The 16,376-nt window shown below is 68.5% G+C and carries 16 protein-coding genes; 1 reads left to right on the forward strand and 15 read right to left on the reverse strand.

Annotated elements, in window-relative coordinates; translation table 11 throughout:
• Positions 1–22 precede the first annotated feature (22 nt).
• The 12 genes from ettA to clpX form a co-directional block, all read right to left on the reverse strand.
• Positions 23–1,702 (reverse strand): energy-dependent translational throttle protein EttA, encoded by a 1,680-nt coding sequence (gene ettA, locus AC4GYU_RS10180; protein ID WP_491086768.1) that lies wholly within the window; start codon positions 1,700–1,702, stop codon positions 23–25.
• 183 nt (positions 1,703–1,885) lie between these two features.
• Positions 1,886–2,518 (reverse strand): N-acetylmuramoyl-L-alanine amidase, encoded by a 633-nt coding sequence (locus AC4GYU_RS10185; protein ID WP_491086915.1) that lies wholly within the window; start codon positions 2,516–2,518, stop codon positions 1,886–1,888.
• A 122-nt stretch (positions 2,519–2,640) separates the two neighbouring features.
• Complete coding sequence (locus AC4GYU_RS10190) at positions 2,641–3,477, reverse strand: CheR family methyltransferase (protein WP_491086769.1); 837 nt, start codon at positions 3,475–3,477, stop codon at positions 2,641–2,643.
• Positions 3,464–4,495 carry a chemotaxis protein CheB gene (locus tag AC4GYU_RS10195; RefSeq protein ID WP_491086770.1) on the reverse strand — a complete coding sequence of 344 codons (1,032 nt, stop codon included), beginning with the start codon at positions 4,493–4,495 and terminating at the stop codon, positions 3,464–3,466. Before AC4GYU_RS10195 ends, AC4GYU_RS10190 begins: the two co-directional genes overlap by 14 nt.
• Positions 4,496–4,570: 75 nt before the next feature.
• Positions 4,571–4,936 carry a response regulator gene (locus AC4GYU_RS10200; RefSeq protein ID WP_491086771.1) on the reverse strand — a complete coding sequence of 122 codons (366 nt, stop codon included), beginning with the start codon at positions 4,934–4,936 and terminating at the stop codon, positions 4,571–4,573.
• A gap of 72 nt (positions 4,937–5,008) precedes the next feature.
• Entirely contained in the window at positions 5,009–5,452 is a 444-nt protein-coding gene (locus AC4GYU_RS10205; RefSeq protein ID WP_491086772.1) for a chemotaxis protein CheW, read from the reverse strand.
• The gene (locus tag AC4GYU_RS10210) at positions 5,449–7,809 is read right to left on the reverse strand and encodes a chemotaxis protein CheA (protein ID WP_491086773.1); all 2,361 of its coding nucleotides are present in this window, start codon (positions 7,807–7,809) and stop codon (positions 5,449–5,451) included. The genes AC4GYU_RS10205 and AC4GYU_RS10210 overlap by 4 nt, the downstream gene beginning before the upstream one ends.
• 50 nt (positions 7,810–7,859) lie before the next feature.
• The gene (locus AC4GYU_RS10215) at positions 7,860–8,543 is read right to left on the reverse strand and encodes a hypothetical protein (RefSeq protein ID WP_491086774.1); all 684 of its coding nucleotides are present in this window, start codon (positions 8,541–8,543) and stop codon (positions 7,860–7,862) included.
• A 125-nt stretch (positions 8,544–8,668) separates the two neighbouring features.
• Positions 8,669–9,151 carry a ribosome maturation factor RimM gene (rimM, locus tag AC4GYU_RS10220; RefSeq protein ID WP_491086775.1) on the reverse strand — a complete coding sequence of 161 codons (483 nt, stop codon included), beginning with the start codon at positions 9,149–9,151 and terminating at the stop codon, positions 8,669–8,671.
• Positions 9,152–9,233: 82 nt separating this feature from the next.
• Positions 9,234–9,746: a 30S ribosomal protein S16 gene (gene rpsP / locus AC4GYU_RS10225; RefSeq protein ID WP_491086776.1), complete on the reverse strand. Its 513-nt coding sequence runs from the start codon at positions 9,744–9,746 to the stop codon at positions 9,234–9,236.
• 26 nt (positions 9,747–9,772) lie between these two features.
• Complete coding sequence (gene ffh, locus AC4GYU_RS10230) at positions 9,773–11,230, reverse strand: signal recognition particle protein (protein WP_491086777.1); 1,458 nt, start codon at positions 11,228–11,230, stop codon at positions 9,773–9,775.
• A 236-nt stretch (positions 11,231–11,466) separates the two neighbouring features.
• Positions 11,467–12,735: an ATP-dependent Clp protease ATP-binding subunit ClpX gene (clpX, locus tag AC4GYU_RS10235; protein WP_491086778.1), complete on the reverse strand. Its 1,269-nt coding sequence runs from the start codon at positions 12,733–12,735 to the stop codon at positions 11,467–11,469.
• Positions 12,736–13,111: 376 nt separating this feature from the next.
• Here clpX and AC4GYU_RS10240 point away from each other — a divergent pair, with 376 nt between their 5' ends.
• Positions 13,112–13,654 carry a D-Ala-D-Ala carboxypeptidase family metallohydrolase gene (locus AC4GYU_RS10240; protein WP_491086779.1) on the forward strand — a complete coding sequence of 181 codons (543 nt, stop codon included), beginning with the start codon at positions 13,112–13,114 and terminating at the stop codon, positions 13,652–13,654.
• On the opposite strand, the gene AC4GYU_RS10245 is transcribed toward AC4GYU_RS10240, so the two are convergent.
• From AC4GYU_RS10245 to AC4GYU_RS10255, 3 genes are read right to left on the reverse strand one after another with little or no spacing between them, the layout of a single operon-like run.
• Positions 13,651–14,445: a tetratricopeptide repeat protein gene (locus tag AC4GYU_RS10245; RefSeq protein ID WP_491086780.1), complete on the reverse strand. Its 795-nt coding sequence runs from the start codon at positions 14,443–14,445 to the stop codon at positions 13,651–13,653. The two genes, AC4GYU_RS10240 and AC4GYU_RS10245, sit on opposite strands and share 4 nt — an antisense overlap.
• A complete protein-coding gene (locus AC4GYU_RS10250) occupies positions 14,442–15,398 on the reverse strand; it encodes a LytR C-terminal domain-containing protein (protein ID WP_491086781.1) in 957 nt (318 codons plus the stop codon). Before AC4GYU_RS10250 ends, AC4GYU_RS10245 begins: the two co-directional genes overlap by 4 nt.
• Positions 15,395–16,372, reverse strand: coding sequence for a type II secretion system F family protein (locus tag AC4GYU_RS10255; protein ID WP_491086782.1), 978 nt, complete (start codon positions 16,370–16,372; stop codon positions 15,395–15,397). Before AC4GYU_RS10255 ends, AC4GYU_RS10250 begins: the two co-directional genes overlap by 4 nt.
• Positions 16,373–16,376: the final 4 nt, after the last annotated feature.

Raw genomic sequence — 16,376 nt, forward strand, 5'->3', positions numbered from 1 at the left:
AGACCGGCGCGGGGCTGGACGATCAGCGTGCCAGCTTCTTGTAGCTGGTGCGGGTCGGGCGGTCGGCCTCGGGGCCGAGGCGGCGACGCTTGTCTTCCTCATAGGCTTCGAAATTGCCTTCGAACCATTCGACATGGCTGTCGCCCTCGAAGGCGAGGATGTGCGTCGCGAGACGGTCGAGGAAGAAGCGGTCGTGGCTGATGACCACGGCGCAGCCCGCGAAATTCTCGATCGCCTCCTCGAGCGCGCCGAGGGTCTCGACGTCGAGGTCGTTGGTCGGTTCGTCGAGCAGCAGCACGTTGCCGCCCTGTTTCAGCATCTTCGCCATGTGGACGCGGTTGCGTTCACCGCCCGAGAGCTTGCCAACATTCTTCTGCTGGTCGGGACCCTTGAAGTTGAACGCCCCGACATAGGCGCGGGTCGAGGCGTCCTGGCCGTTGACCTTCATATAGTCGAGGCCGTCGGAAATCTCTTCCCAGACGTTCTTCTTCGGATCGAGGTGGTCGCGGCTCTGGTCGACGTAGCCGAGGCGGACGGTCTCGCCCATGTCGACCTTGCCGCTGTCGGGCTGCTCCTTGCCGGTAAGGATGCGGAACAGGGTCGACTTGCCGGCGCCGTTGGGGCCGATGACACCGACGATCCCGCCCGGCGGAAGGGTGAAGCTCAAATCCTCGAACAGCAGCTTGTCGCCATAGGCCTTGGAGATGCCTTCCACCTCGATGACCTTGCCGCCGAGGCGCTCGGGCACCTGGATGACGATCTGCGCCTTGCCGATCCGCCGATCGTCCTGCGCGTCCTGGAGCTGCTCGAACTTGCGGATACGCGCCTTGGACTTCGACTGCCGGGCCGCCGGGGTCTGGCGGATCCACTCGAGCTCGCGGGCCAGCGCCTTCTGCTTGCCGCTCTCCTCCCGGCTTTCCTGCTCGAGGCGCTTCGCCTTCTTCTCCAGATAGGTGGAGTAGTTTCCTTCGTAGGGATAATAGGAACCGCGATCGAGCTCGAGGATCCATTCCACCACATTGTCGAGGAAATAGCGGTCGTGGGTGATCATCAGCACCGCGCCGGCATATTCCTTGAGGTGCGTTTCCAGCCACTGGACGCTTTCGGCGTCGAGGTGGTTGGTCGGCTCGTCGAGGAGCAGGATCGAGGGCTTCTGGATCAAGAGGCGGGTCAGCGCGACGCGGCGCTTCTCACCGCCCGACAGGTCCTGGACCGACCAGTCCGAGGGCGGGCAGCGCAGCGCCTCCATCGCAATCTCGAGCTGGTTGTCGAGCGTCCAGCCGTCGACCGCGTCGATCTTGCCCTGGAGTTCGCCCATCTCCTCCATCAGCGCGTCGAAGTCGGTGTCGTCCTTGGGATCGCCCATCTCGGCCGAGATGGCGTTGAAGCGATCGACCATGTCGGCGACGTCGCGCGCGCCGTCCTTGACGTTCTCGAGGACGGTTTTGGTGGGATCGAGCTCGGGCTCCTGCGGCAGATAGCCGACGGTGATGTTCTCGCCCGCCCAGGCCTCGCCGGTGAACTCGCTGTCGAGGCCGGCCATGATCTTGATCAGCGTCGACTTACCCGCGCCGTTGGGACCGACAATGCCGATCTTGGCGCCCTGGTAAAATTGCAGGTTGATGTTGTTGAGGGTCGGCTTGTTCGCGCCGGGGAAGGTCTTCGTGAGGTTCTTCATCACGAAGGCATATTGAGCGGCCATGGGGTCGCGGATCCTTGTCTTGATGCTGGAAGAGGTTGCGGGAGCAGATAGGGGAAAGGCTCCTCCGTCTCAACCTCCCGTCATCCCGGGCCTGACCCGGGATCCCGCTTCTTCTTCTTTTGGTCGAGGCAGGAAGCGGGACCCCGGATCAAGTCCGGGGTGACGATTTCCCTCTCGAGTATCCTAAGGCTCGCCCTGCGGCCTCGGCAGCAGGAGGGCGAGGAGCTTGGCGCGGCATTCGCCGTCGATGATCCCGTCGATCCGCTCGGGCCGGAAGCGGCGCTGGAAGGCGATCACGGCCTTCCAGCTGTCGGTGACGTCATAGCCGAAGCGCTCGAGCGCGAGGAGGAAGGCGGCGTCGGACCAGAAGGGATCGATGAGGTTGCGGGTCGGGCTCGGCAGCGCAAGCCGGCGCTTGGCGAGCGCGTCCCACGGGAAGAGCTCGCCCGGATCTTCCTTGCGGGTCGGCGCGATGTCGGAATGGGCGACGACATTGCCGCGGCCGATTCCGTGGCGGTCCTTGATCCGCGCGACCAGCGGCAGCAGCGCCGCAATCTGCTCGTCGGGAAAGGGCCGGTAGCCGAATTCGTGGCCCGGATTGACGATCTCGATCCCGATGCTGGCGCTGTTGACGTCGCGGATGCCGCGCCAGAAGCTCTTGCCCGCATGCCAGGCGCGCCGCTCCTCGTCGACGAGGTGAAAGATGGTCCCGTCCTCGTCGATGCAATAATGGGCCGAGACCTTGGCCTCGGGCGAACAGAGCCGGTCGAGCGCGCCTTCACAGGTCGGCATGCCGGTATAATGGAGCACGATCATGCTGATCGGCAGCGCGCGCTCGTCGTGATTGGGGGAAGGCCGGGCGGTGAACAACACGGCCCCCTAGGGACTATGGGTGGCGGCGCAGGTCAAGAGGCGAAGCCGCTGTTTGAGCCCGAGTTTCAGGCGGCTTTCGCGGTTCCGCTCTTCAGCCGGTAAAGGCCGCGCATCTCCCGGTCGGTCTCGAGATTGGTGGTCTGGCCGATCACCGTCTCCCCTGCCCCAAGCATCAGCCAGCCGTCGGGCGCGAGGCTCGTCGACAGGCGCTCGAACGCCATTCGCCGCGTATTCTCATTGAGATAGAGAAGGACGTTGCGACACAGGATGAGGTCGAAGCGACCCGGGTGCGGCGGGGTTTCGAGGAGGTTGTGGACCTGGAAGCGGACGAGCTTGCGCAATGCCTCATTGGCGCGCCAGCCGCTCGGCGTCTCCTCGAACCAGCGGATCATCTGCTGGATGCCGAGACCGCGCTGGACTTCGAACTGGGTGTAGGTGCCCGACCGCGCGCGTTCGACGACGCTTTCGCTGACGTCGGTGGCGACGATGTCGATCGACCAACCGGCCCAGCGCAGCGGGTCCTCGGCGAAGAGCATGGCGAGGCTGTAGGCCTCCTGCCCCGCCGAGCAGCCCGCCGACCAGATGCGCAGCACCCGCTCGCGTTCGCGGCGCTTGGCGAGTTCCGGCAGGGCACTTGCCTTCAGCAGGTCGAACGGCGTGCGGTCACGGAAGAAATAGGTCTCGTTGTTCAACAACGCCTCCACCACGCGGGTCGAGAGATGCGGCTCGCGCCCCATGACGAGGATGGTGATGAGCTCGTCGATGCTGGCGATGTTGCGTTCGCGCAGCAGCTGCGAGAGCGCGGTCTCGAGCCGCCAGCGGCGGCTCATGGTCAGCTGCTGGCCGGTCCGCGCTTCGAGCAGGCCGGCGAGGATGCGCGAACTGCTGTCACTGATCTGCATGCGAAAGCCCGATCCTGGACGCAACACGACGGGCAAGTTTCTCGGGCGGGAGGATGGCCGCGGCAAGACCCGCCTCGGCGACCGCGCGGGGCATTCCCCAGACCGCGCAGGAAGCTTCGTCCTGGACCAGCACCGAGCCGCCCGAACGGACCAGCGCCGAGGCGCCCTCGACCCCGTCGCGGCCCATGCCCGAGAGGATGACGGCGACCGCGCCGGGGCGCTTCAGCTCGGCGACGCTCGCCAGCATCGGATCGACGCTCGGCAGGCAGCCGCTGGACGTGCGGCCACCGGTGAGGTGGACGAATAGACCCGACCGGCGTGCCTCGACGGTGAGGTGCGCGTCGCCCGGCGCGATCAGGATTTCGTCGGGCACCAGCGGCGCGCCTTCGGTCGCGATCCGGGTGACCCGCTGCGCGGCGGTCCCGAGCTGGCGTGCAAAGACGTCCATGAAGGGCGGCGGCAGATGCTGGGTGACGAGGATCGGCACATGGATGCGCCGCGGAAGATCGTTGAAGAAGCGGCCGAGCGCGTGGATCCCGCCGGTCGACGCGCCCACCGCAAGCAGCGACAAGGGATCGCTGGCGAAGGCCTGGAGCGGCGCGGGCCGGTTGGCGAGGCCGGGATCCGTCTCCTCGTAACTCGAATCGCCGAGCGCGCGGATCTTACACAGCAGATGGTCGGCGAAACGGCCCTGGATGCGCCCGGTGCCGGGCTTGAGGAGCGTATCGGCAGCGCCGTCAGCGAGCGCCCGGACAGTCGCCGCGGCGCCTTCCTCGGCAAGGCTGGAGACGATCAGCACGCGTGCGCCGCGGGCGACGCGGACGATGTCGGGCAATTTGTTGAGGCCGCCCGCGCCCGGCATCTCGAGGTCGAGCAGGATGACGTCGACCTTCACATGGGCGAGCGCCTCGACCGCATCCTCGGCGGTGCCGGCGACGGCGGCGATGTCGATCCCGCCGCCGAGCTCGACCATCCGGGTCAGCACCGCGCGGGCGACCATCGAATCGTCGACGATCATCAGCCGGATCGGCCGGACCCTGCCCCCCGCGGGAGGGGTGGTCAGTCTGGCGGTCGCCGAGCCCATCGAAGGTGCTTAGGCGACGCCGACGAGCTGGAGCTTGATGTGCAGCGTTTCGCGGTCGAACGGCTTCATCACATATTCGTCGGCACCGGCCTCGAGCGCAGCGCGGATGTGCGCCATGTCATTCTCGGTGGTGCAGAACACGACCTTCGGCTGGTCCGAATGGCCGCGCTGACGGAGGAGCTTCAAAAACTCCATTCCGCTCATCACCGGCATGTTCCAGTCGAGCAGCACGACGTCGGGCATCGACGCTTCGCAGCGCTCGAGCGCCTCGCGTCCGTCGCCGGCCTCCTCGACGCTGAACTCGAGCGTTTCGAGGATGTGGCGGGCGACTTTCCGGATGACCTTGGAGTCATCGACAATGAGGCAGGTCTTCATAAGGGAGGCACCGATCCGGAGCAGGTTGATGTCGTGCGACGGAGGTACGCCGCAGGTAGTTAAGAAAGCGCTCTATGCCGCCTGGCGGACAGTGTCGGGGCCGCCGACCAGCGCGCCGACGTCGACCAGCAGCAAGGCGCCCTGTTCGGTCTCGACCATGCCGGTCGAAACGCGCTCCCAGCCCTCGCCCATCGCGGCGCGGATCGGGCTCGGATCGCTGAGCGCCTCGATCACGTCCTCCACCCCGTCGACGATCAGCGCATAATGATGGCCGTCGAGCTCGGTCACCGCGGCTTCGAGGAAGCCATCGGTCTCGAGCGGCATGTCAAGGCCGAGCGAGCGGCGGCAGCAGATGACGGTGAGCACCCGGCTGCGCAGCGCCGACAGGCCGGCGATATGCTCGGCGGCGCGCGGGACCGGGATCAAGGTATCGAGCTCGACCACGCTCTCGATGCGCGCGGCCGGCATGGCGACGCGCTGTCCGGCGATCCGGACGACCAGCAGCAGTTCGTTCATCGGCCGGCTCCCCTCGCGGCGGCATCGCGCAGCGCGACGAGCAGCCCCGCGCGATCATAGCGATAGATGTGGTTCTCGTTGGCCGGCCCGTCGGCATCGGGGCTCAGCCACAAGGTCCGGGCAGCGCTCGGCGCGGCCGTGCTTCCGGCCCAGGCAATGGCAAGGTCGGCGGCGGCCTCGCTGTCGGCCGGGACCACGCGATAGCCTGCGGCCTCGACGATCGGGCGGAGCATGTTGCGGACCCAGGGATCGCCAAGGTCAAGGCGGCAGACCGGCGGCCCCTCGCCTGCCTGCGCCGCATTGGGGGCGTAGTCGGCGAACAGCCAGTGGGCGTCGACCAGCTCGGCCGGCTCGCCGGCGACAAGGGTCACGCCCTCGACCGGACCGGGCACGTCGGCGGGGATCACGGCCTCGGCAATGGCGTCGAGGTCGATCACTTCGCGGAAGGCGAGGCCCATCTGGGCGGCCCCGTCGCTGAGGCGGAACAGGCGAACCTTCTCGTCGGCGGCGGGCGGGCTGTCGATGCCGGCAAGCGGAAGGATGTCGTCGCCGAGCTGGACGCGCATCTTGCCCGCACTGACCCGGACCGCGCTCCCGACGACTTCCTCGATCCGGTCGACGATGCCGAGGCGGATCGCCCGGCGCGCGCCGTCACGGTCGCGGAACAGGAGGATCGGGGTCTGCTCCTCGGCTGCGGCGGGCGCGGCTTCCTCGAGCAAGCGGACGCTGCGCTCCTGCGCCTCGAAGCGGACTCCCCCGACCCGGGCGAGACCGGCGGGATCGAACAGCAGGATGGGCGAGCCGTCGTCGGCAAGCGTGGTCCCGGCATAGAGGCCTGTCGCCATCACCGCGGGGGCGGCGGGCTTCACCACCAGTTCCTCATGGTCGTGGACCCGGTCGACCGCGAGCGCATAGACGTCGCCGCCGGCAGGCTTGAGGACGATCAGGGTGCGCTCGCTGTCGGCCAGCGGGCTGGCGAGGCCGAGGACGTCGGCAAGGACGATCTCGGGCACGCGGCGGCCACGGATGGTGACGATCCCCGCCCCGCCGACATGGGAGAGTTCGACGCTGTCGCCGCCGGCGCGCACGATCTCCTCGATCGCGACTCGGGGAATGGCGAAATGCTGGCTGCCGATCGAGACCGTGAGCGCGGGAATGATGGTGAGGGTGAGCGGCACGCGAAGGGTCATCCGGGTCCCCTGCCCGCCCTTCGATTCGACCTCGACGATCCCCCCGATCCGCTCGACGTTGGAGCGGACGACGTCCATTCCGACGCCGCGGCCCGAAATGCTGGTCACGGCCTGTGCGGTCGAGAGGCCAGCCTCGAAGATGAGCTGAAGCTGCTCCTTGTGGCTGAGGCGCGCGGCCTCGGCCTTGTCGAGGATCCCGGCGGCGATGGCCTTGTCGACGAGACGCCGCGCGTCGATGCCGCGGCCGTCGTCGACGATGTCAATCAGGATCTGGTTGCCCGACTGGCGCGCCGAGACGCTGAGGAGGCCGATCTCGCGCTTGCCGGCCTTGAGGCGCTCGGCCGGAGGCTCGATGCCATGGTCGACCGCATTGCGGACGATATGCGTCAGCGGATCGCGGATCATCTCGATCATCTCGCGGTCGAGCTCGACGTCGCCGCCGTCAATGTCGACAAGCACCTGCCGGCCAAGCTCGGCGGACAGGTCGCGCACCATTCGTGGGAGGCCGACGAAGAGGCTCTCGATCCGCTGCATGCGGGTCCGGGTGATGGCATCGCGCATCTCGGCGATGATTCCGCTCATCCGTTCGAAAGCGCCATCGACGGCGACGTCGGTGCTGCTGTCGCGAAGGCGGCGGGCAAGCTCGTTGCGGGCAAGGACGAGGTCGCTGACCCCGCTCATCATGCGGTCGAGGAGGTCGACCGAAAGGCGGATGGTGCGCGGCGCGGCGCCGCTGGCGAAGGCATTGGCGACGGGATTGGCCGACGGCGCGGGCTGGGCCGGCTGGGCGGGCTGCTCGGCACCGGGCTTCAGCGCCTCGATGAGATCGGAGTCATCGCCCTCGGGGAGCGGCTGGCCGGCGGCGATCACCTCGACCATCTCGCCGATCCGGTCGATCACCGCGAGCACGGCGCTGACCAGGGCCGGGTCGGGCTGGCGGCGGCCGGCGCGAACATCGGCCAGCGCATCCTCGGCGGCATGGCTGAGCGCCTCGAGCCGGGGAAATTCGAAGAAGCCGCAATTGCCCTTCACCGTATGGACGAAGCGGAAGATGCTATCGAGCCGCGCGCGGTCCTGCGGCTGCGCTTCCCAGGCGACGATCTCCCCGCCCAGGCTCTCGAGCATGTCCCGGCATTCGGAGACGAAATCGGCAATCAGGTCGTCCATGGCCTCACTTCGCGCATGTGCTTCGTGAAGCGATGGCTAAAGGGTGAGGGTTAAGGCCGCGTTAGTGGCGCAATGCGCGACAGGGCCGCCGCCGTTTCGGCCGCGCGGGGCAGGCGGCGCAGGACCTGCTCCTCCACGGCACCGTTCGCGCCGCGCAGCACGAGATGCAGTTCCTCGCCGAGACTCCGTGCCGGCGGAACCAGCACGACCTCGACGATCCGCTCCGCGGAAATCTCGTCGACCACCCTGCCCCGCAGGCTGAGCCAGGCGAGGCGGCGATCGGTGACGACCAGCCGACCCGTCAACGCGTGCAGCCAGCGATTTTCCCGGAAGAGCGCCCACCACAAGGGCCCGAACGCCATCGGCCCGAACGCCGCCAGCAGGCCGAGACCGAACAGGATGCGGAACAGCATGACGGACAGGCCGCCCGCGTCGAACGTCGAGCTGCGAAGGAGCCAGCTCAGGCTCAGGAATAGCGGGGTTGCAGCCAGAAGCATCGCGAGCAGGCGGGCGGCATGTTCCTTGCCGAGGGCCCGGAAGCCGAGCCGCGCCGACCACAGCATGGGCTCGCCGAGGCTGAGCATCTCCCGCGGTCGCGGCTCGGCTGCCGGCGGGAGGTCGCGGAGCAGCCGGACAGCGCGGACCGCCTCGAAGAACCCGAACAGGGCCAGCAGGGCGGCAAATCCGACCCACAAGGGCCGGGCCAGAAGAGGGTCGACGATTGGCGCATCCATTCCGCGGCCGAGGCGGGTCACGCTGCAGCCGTCGAAGGCGAGCGCGAGGATCAGCGCCGCGAAGGCGATGGGCAGGAGCGTCCGAAGCGCGAGCGCCGCCCAGAGCGATGCGCGCCCGGATCGGCTCAGGCGAGGAAGGCGGGGTCGCAGATGACCTTGCCGTCGGCGAGGTCGGCGATTCCGGGACGGAAGGGCACGAGGGTGCGCTTGCCCCCGTCCCGCTCGATCTCGAGCAGGTCGCCGGCGCCGAAATTCTCGACCGCGACAACGCTGCCGATCGGGCTTCCTTCCCCGTCGACGCAGGACAGGCCGATCAGGTCGGCATGATAATATTCGCCGTCCTCGAGTGGCGGCAAGGCGTCACGATCGACTTCGACCAGCGTGCCGCGCAGCGCCTCGGCGGCATTGCGGTCGGCGACGCCCTCGAACTGCGCGGTCGGGCTCTTGGCGGTGCCGCCGACCCGGACCAGCCGGCGCAGCGTCCCGCCGACATAGAGCCGATCGTGAACGCGGAGGCTGTCCGGACCATCGCCGAACAGCTTGAGGCGAAGCTCGCCGCGGACGCCATGGGCGCCCGCGACGGCGGCAAGGGTGATGCGATTGGTCATCCGAAACGTGTCTCGACTTCGCCCGACCCTCGCGGATCAGTGGAGATCCGTTCGTCCCAAGCGAAGTCGAGGAACAAGGGCCTTAGCCCTCGGCCTTCTCGGCGCCTTCGGCCGGAGCGGCCTCGTCCGAACCTTCGGCCGGCTCGGGCTGGGTCGGAGCGCTGACTTCCTCGGTCGCCGGGGTTTCGGCGGCGGGCTCTTCAGCGGCAGGCTCTTCGGCCGGCTGGGCAGCAGCGGCGGCAGCGGCCTCGGCGGCTTCAGCGGCCTTGGTGGCACGCTCTTCGGCGCGCTCGGTGGCCTTCTCGCCCGGCTTGCCCTTGTTCGGGTTATTGCGGGCGGCGCGCTCCTTGATGCCGGCGGCATCGAGGAAGCGGGCGACGCGGTCGCTCGGCTGGGCGCCGACGCTCAGCCAGTGCGAGATGCGGTCGGCGTCGAGCTTGACGCGCTCGGGCGAATCCTTCGCCAGCAGCGGGTTGTAGGTGCCGACCTTCTCGATGAAGCGGCCGTCACGCGAGTTGCGGCTGTCGGCCACGACGACGCGATAATAAGGACGCTTCTTGCTGCCACCGCGAGCGAGGCGAATTGCAACTGCCATTGTGTCTTCCTTCTGTTCGAACGTTGTTACTTTTTACCGAAATTCTGGCCGCCCGGCGGAAGGCCGAACGGGTTGGAGCCGCCGGGAAGTCCCGGGAGCCCGGGCGCCTGGGCGCCGGGCAGGAGCCCGCCCATCGCGCCCTCGAGCCCGCCCTTGCCGAACATGGCGGCGAGCTTGCCGAGGCCGCCCATCTTCTTGAGGCGCTTCATCGCGCCTTCCATCTCCTGGTGCATCTTCAGGAGCTTGTTCACTTCCTGCACCGTCCGCCCCGAGCCCTTGGCGATGCGGATCTTGCGCTTGGCGTTGATCAGGCCGGGACGGCTGCGCTCGGCAGCGGTCATCGAGGACAGCATCGCCTCGAGGTGGACGAGCGCCTTGCCGTCCTGCGCCTTCTCCATCGCGCCCTTCATGCCCTTCATGCCGGGCATCATGTTGGCGAGCGCGCCGAGGCCGCCCATGCGCTGCATCTGGGCAAGCTGCATGCGCAGGTCGTCGAGGTCGAACTTGCCCTTGGCCATCTTGGCCGCGAGCTTCTCGGCTTCCTCGACCTTGATGGTCTCGGCGGCGCGCTCGACCAGGCTGACGACGTCGCCCATGCCGAGGATGCGGCCGGCGACGCGGCTCGGATGGAAGGGCTCGATCGCGTCGAGGCCTTCGCCCGTGCCGGCGAACTTGATTGGCTTGCCGGTGACCGCGCGCATCGACAGTGCCGCGCCGCCGCGGGCATCGCCGTCCATGCGGGTGAGGATTACGCCGGTGAGGTCGATCTGGCCACCGAAGCCCTTGGCGACGTTGACCGCGTCCTGGCCGGTCAGGCTGTCGACCACGAGCAGGGTCTCGGCCGGGCGGCTGGTCTCGGCGACCGCCTTCATCTCGCCCATCAGGCTGTCGTCGACGTGGAGACGGCCGGCGGTATCCAGGAGCAGGACGTCATAGCCCTGGAGGCGCGCCGACTGGAGCGCGCGCTTGGCGATGTCGACCGGCGACTGACCGGGAACGATCGGGAGCGTGTCGACCTTGGCCTGGCGGCCGAGCACGGCAAGCTGCTCCTGCGCCGCCGGGCGGGCGACGTCGAGGCTCGCCATCAGGACCTTCTTGCGGTCCTTTTCGGTGAGGCGCTTGGCGAGCTTGGCGGTCGAGGTCGTCTTGCCCGAGCCCTGGAGGCCGACCATCATGATGACCGCGGGCGGGCTGACCGCGAGCTCGAGTTCGGCGCTGTCCGCGCCCAGCATCTCGACCAGCGCGTCGTTGACGATCTTGACGACCTGCTGGCCCGGTGTGACCGAGCGCAGGACTTCCTGGCCCACCGCGCGCTCGGTGACCTGGTCGACGAAGTCGCGCGCGACCGGCAGTGCGACATCGGCCTCGAGCAGCGCGACGCGCACTTCGCGCATGGCCCCGCGCACGTCCGCCTCGGTGAGGGCGCCGCGGCCGCGAAGCTTGTCGAACACGCCGCCAAGGCGGTCGCTGAGGGTCTCGAACATCACATCAACTCCGGTATCGACAGGCGCAAAGCAACAACGCGCCGGCGGGCGAAACCTCGCCGGCCAGCGTGCCCCGAAAGGCGCTCATCGATGAATGTCACGAATGACGGTGGGGCGCTTAGCTCAAGAGAGCCGGGAAGGCAACCAAGCTGTTCTCCTGCGCAAGCAGGAGCCCAGCTCGACGTTACCGGACCGATCGGGACTGGCCCCCTGCTTTCGCAGGGGAGCAGTTCGACTTACGCCGCCGCGTCGTCCTTGGCTTCGCGGTTGGCGTAGACGCGGACGGGTTCCTTGCGGCCCTCGACCACGTCCTTGTCGACATGGACCTTCTCCACCCCGTCCATGCCGGGGAGGTCGAACATCGTGTCGAGCAGGATCGCCTCGAGGATCGAGCGGAGGCCGCGGGCGCCGGTCTTGCGCTCGATCGCCTTGCGCGCGACCGCGCTCAGCGCCTCGTCCGAGAAGGCGAGCTCGACATCTTCCATGTCGAAGAGCTTGCCATATTGCTTCACCAGCGCGTTCTTCGGCTCGACCAGGATCTTGACCAGCGCGGTCTCGTCGAGGTCCTCGAGCGTCGCGATGACGGGCATGCGGCCGATGAATTCGGGGATGAGGCCGAACTTCATCAGATCCTCGGGCTCGGTGTTCTTGAGCACCTGGCCGGTGCGGCGCTCCTCGGGCGCGGCGACATGCGCGCCGAAGCCGATCGACTTGCCCTCGAGCCGATCGCCGATGATCTTCTCGAGGCCGGCGAATGCGCCGCCGCAGATGAACAGGATGTTGGTCGTGTCGACCTGGAGGAATTCCTGCTGCGGATGCTTGCGGCCGCCCTGCGGCGGCACGGACGCGGTGGTGCCTTCCATCAGCTTCAGGAGCGCCTGCTGGACGCCCTCGCCCGACACATCGCGGGTGATCGAGGGATTGTCCGACTTGCGGCTGATCTTGTCGATCTCGTCGATGTAGACGATCCCGCGCTGCGCCTTCTCGACATTGTAGTCCGACGCCTGGAGCAGCTTCAGGATGATGTTCTCGACATCCTCGCCGACATAGCCCGCCTCGGTGAGCGTGGTCGCATCGGCCATGGTGAAGGGCACGTCGAGGATGCGCGCAAGCGTCTGCGCGAGCAGGGTCTTGCCGCAGCCGGTCGGGCCGATCAGCAGGATGTTCGACTTGGCGAGCTCGACCTCGGTGCCGGTCTTGGCGCCGTGGTTTAGCCGCTTGTAATGGTTATGGACCGCGACCGACAGGACGCGCTTGGCGCGGCTCTGGCCGATCACATAGTCGTCGAGCACCTTGTTGATCTCGGACGGGGTCGGGACGCCATCACGGGTCTTCACCAGCGCGGACTTGGATTCCTCGCGGATGATGTCGTTGCAGAGCTCGACGCACTCGTCGCAGATGAAGACGGTCGGGCCGGCGATTAGCTTGCGGACCTCATGCTGGCTCTTGCCGCAGAAGCTGCAGTAAAGGGTGCTCTTGCCGTCCCCGCCGGAAAGCTTGGTCATAATCGTCCTTGTCTGCCGACCGTTCGCACACGGCCGAGCGGGCAGCCTAGCCCGCTTTCTGTCACAATCAAACTCTCCGAACGCTTAACGCGTTGCGTGGTCCGGATCGTTCTTGCTCCGGATATGGCCCTGCCGCCACGCCCCAGCAAGGGAGCGGTCGCCCAAAAGGGCAAAAGATCAGGCATTTGCGCGGCTTTCCGCCGATCCTCGCGCGGCAGGTGACCCGCGAATGGTCGTGGGCGGGCGCGATGAGCCGTGGCGGTGCGGCGGCGGAGGGTGGGCTCGTCCCGTCCCGGGAAGCCCCCCGAAGCCGGTTCTCCTCGACTTGGGGGCGAGAAAGCATTAAATATGCGCTTACGCTTGATGGGGATCGCGCGTGCTTGGGGGCATCTTCCTTTTGCTGGTGGCAGGGGCGTCGCAGCCGACCGATTTCGGCCTGCGCGTGGTCGGCCAGCCGGTGCCCGGGCCCGCCCTCGCCAGCCCCGCGCCGCGGATCAGCCGGCGCTTCCTGCCGCAGGTCGGCGGACGCTTCCAGATCAGCGCCGCCGCCCTCATCGGCGCCCGCTTCGGGCGGGTCACGAGCACGGTCCGCAGCCCCGAGCATAATCGCCGGGTCGGCGGAGTGCGCAACAGCTGGCACCTGTCGGGCCGGGCGATGGACATTGCCCGGGCGCCCGGGGTCAGCCATGCGATGATCGCGGCCGAGCTTCGCCGCCGCGGCTTCCACCTGATGGAATCGCTCGACGAGGGCGACCACAGCCATTTCGCCTTTTCGGACGGCCCGGTCCGGCTGATGCCGCGCAGCCGATCGGAGCAGCTGGCCGAGATCCGGGGCGAGGCGCATTATTTCCGCTTCGCCCTCGCCCCGAGGGGCAAGCGCGAGATCGCCGACGCGTCGAGCGCGCCGAGCCTGCCCTAGGGGGCGACCGATCCGCCCGCGAGCGCCAGATTGTTGGCCGCCCGCGCATACCAACGATCGCTGGTTTCGAGCGCGCGGGCGAAGGCGGCGACGGCGCGCGCCCGATCCCCCTGGCGCAGCGCGATCACCCCGGCATCGTTGAGGCGCGCGGCAAAGTCGCGGTCCCCCTCCCCCGCCCGGCGCTCGGGAAGGTCGGCGAGCATGGCGGTCCGGGCGAGCTCGGCATTGGCGGCGATGCGCCGGCTCGAAGGATCGAGCGCGGCGGCGCGGGCGAGCCGGTCCGACGCCTCCGCCCAGCGCCCGCGCAGCATCAGCGACCAGCCGAGATTATTGAGGAGGGTCGCGCTGGAAGGCGCAGCCTTGAGGCCCGCGGCATAGGCCACGTCGGCGGTCGACCAGTCGCGTTCGCGATCGGCGGCGACCCCGCGCGCATTCCAGGCGCGCCAGCTTGCCTGTGGCCGGGCGACGGCCTTGTCGAGCCAGGCGATCGCGCGATCGGGCTCGTCCGACTGGAGCGCCGATATGCCCCCGCGCTCGAGCAGCATGGGATCGTCGGGCATGCGGGCAAGGAGCAGCGCATAGGCCTCGCGCGCCTCGACCCAGCGGCCTTCGGCGAAGGCGAGGTCGGCGAGCAGCCGGTCGACGCGCTCGCCCGAGGCCCCCTCGCCCACCGCCGCGCGGATCATCTCGCGCGCCTGTTCCGGGCGACCGGCCACAAGCGCCCGCTCGGCTTCGGCCAGCGTGACGTCGGGCGCGAGGGTCGCCGCCAGGAGGGCGACGGCAAGGATCATGCGGCGGTCCGGCGCCTCGCCGCGTCGCGTCCGAGACGCACGACCAGCACCTCGCCATTGCTCGGCTGCTGGAGGTCGATCCCGAGCTGGCGTCCGAGCCGCTGCGCGATCTTGCGGTGGCGTTCGGGATAGAGGATCGCCGAGCGGTCCGCGGGCACGGCGGCATTGCCGATGGCGACGCGCTGCCAGCCATATTGGCGCAGCTGAAGCCGCGTGTCGGCAGCGAGGCGATGGGTACGCGCGGCGTTGAGCAGGCGAATTTCGGGTGCGGCCAGCGCCGTCTTCGGCATCGGCGTCAGCGAGGGCACCTGCGCCGCCGCGGTGCGCGTGACGCTGGCGGGCGCGGCGCGCATGTGCGGGGTCGTCACCAGCATGACTTCGGCCATGGTGATCCGCTCGAGCCGCGGCGCGGCGGTGGCCGGTTCGGGGCGATCGAGCGTGACCGCGATCGCTTCCGCGGCCGCGGTCGGCGCCGCGTCGGCAGCCACGGTGACGGGCTTTGCAAGCGGGACGCTGACCGCGCTTGCGGCCTGCAGGCGCTGAGTCATTTCGGCACGGACGGCTTTGGCTTCGGCGGTCTTGCCCTGGAGTTGCAGCGAGAGCGCGAGATTGGCGTAGAGCCGTGCGTCCCCCGGCGCCAGCGCGAGGGCGCGCTCATAATAGCTGCGCGACAGGTCGAAGCGGCCAAGCTTGTCGTAGCAGGCGGCAAGTCCGTTCAGCGCGTCGACGCTGGCCGGATCCTCGCGCAGCGCACGGCGGAAGCCCTCGGTCGCGAGCCCGATGCTGCCAAGTTCGAAATAGCCGCGCGCCTCGGCGACCCGGAAGGCGGCGCTCTTCTGCCCTTCGGCAAGCGCGGGCGTCTGCGCGCGGACCGCGAGCTTCGCGCCGTCACCGGCGCAACCGGCGAGCAAAGCCGCGACGCACAAGGAAAAAGCCGGTGACTTCTTCATCATCCCCCTCCCAGGGCAGGAACGAGGCTGCGCACGACGCGGATTGCGGCGGGCAGCATCAGCACGCCGATCATCACCGGCAGCATGCAGGCGACGAGCGGCACCGACAGCAAGACCGGCAGTCGGTGCGCCTTCTCCTCGGCGCGCATCCGCCGCTTCTCGCGCATTTCGCCGGCATAGATGCGCAACGTCTGCGCGACCGACGAGCCGAGCTTGGTCGACTGGATGAGCAGGGTTGCGAAAGCCCGCACCTCGTCGGCCTGGGCACGGTCGGCCATGCGCCGCAGCGCATCCTCGCGACTTCGCCCGGCGCGCAGTTCAAGCACGACATTGCCGAGCTGCTGCGCGATCAGCGGATGGGTAGTGCTCATCTCCTGTCCGACGCGGGCGAAGGCGGCCTCAAGGCCGAGCCCGGCCTCGACGCAGACCAGCATCAAATCGAGCGCGTCGGGAAAGCCGTTGATGATCGCTTCCTGCCGGCGGTCGGCCTTGGCGCTGACGAACAGGCTCGGGAGATAGAGGCCAGCGAGCGCCGCGATCATGCACTGGAGGTAGAGGCCGACGAGGCCGGGCCGCTCGGGGCTCAGCCAGCGAAAGGCGATCCACAACACGGGGAGCAGGATGACCAGCCCAAGGCGAATGAGGGTGAAGAGGCGCGGCGCATAAGGCGAAGAAAAGCCCGCCGCCGCGAGCCGCTGGCGGAGCGACTTGTCCTTGGTGTCGGCGAGGCTCAGCCCGCTATTTTCGATCCGTTCGACCAGCCGCGCCCAGCTGCTTTCATTCTCGTTGCTGCGCAGCGAGCCAGAGGCGATCAGCCCCTCGATCGGCGCGTCCGATCCGCTTTCCAGCCGCCGCCGCACCGCGCGCCGCCCGAGCGTCAGATTGACCAGCGCGAAACTGACCGCGCAGACGCCCGCGAACAGCACCACCAGGATGGCGATGCGGACCGCGTTGCTGCCGGCGAACCCTTCGATCATGCGG

It is taken from the genome of Sphingomonas sp. SP2 (assembly GCF_058313385.1).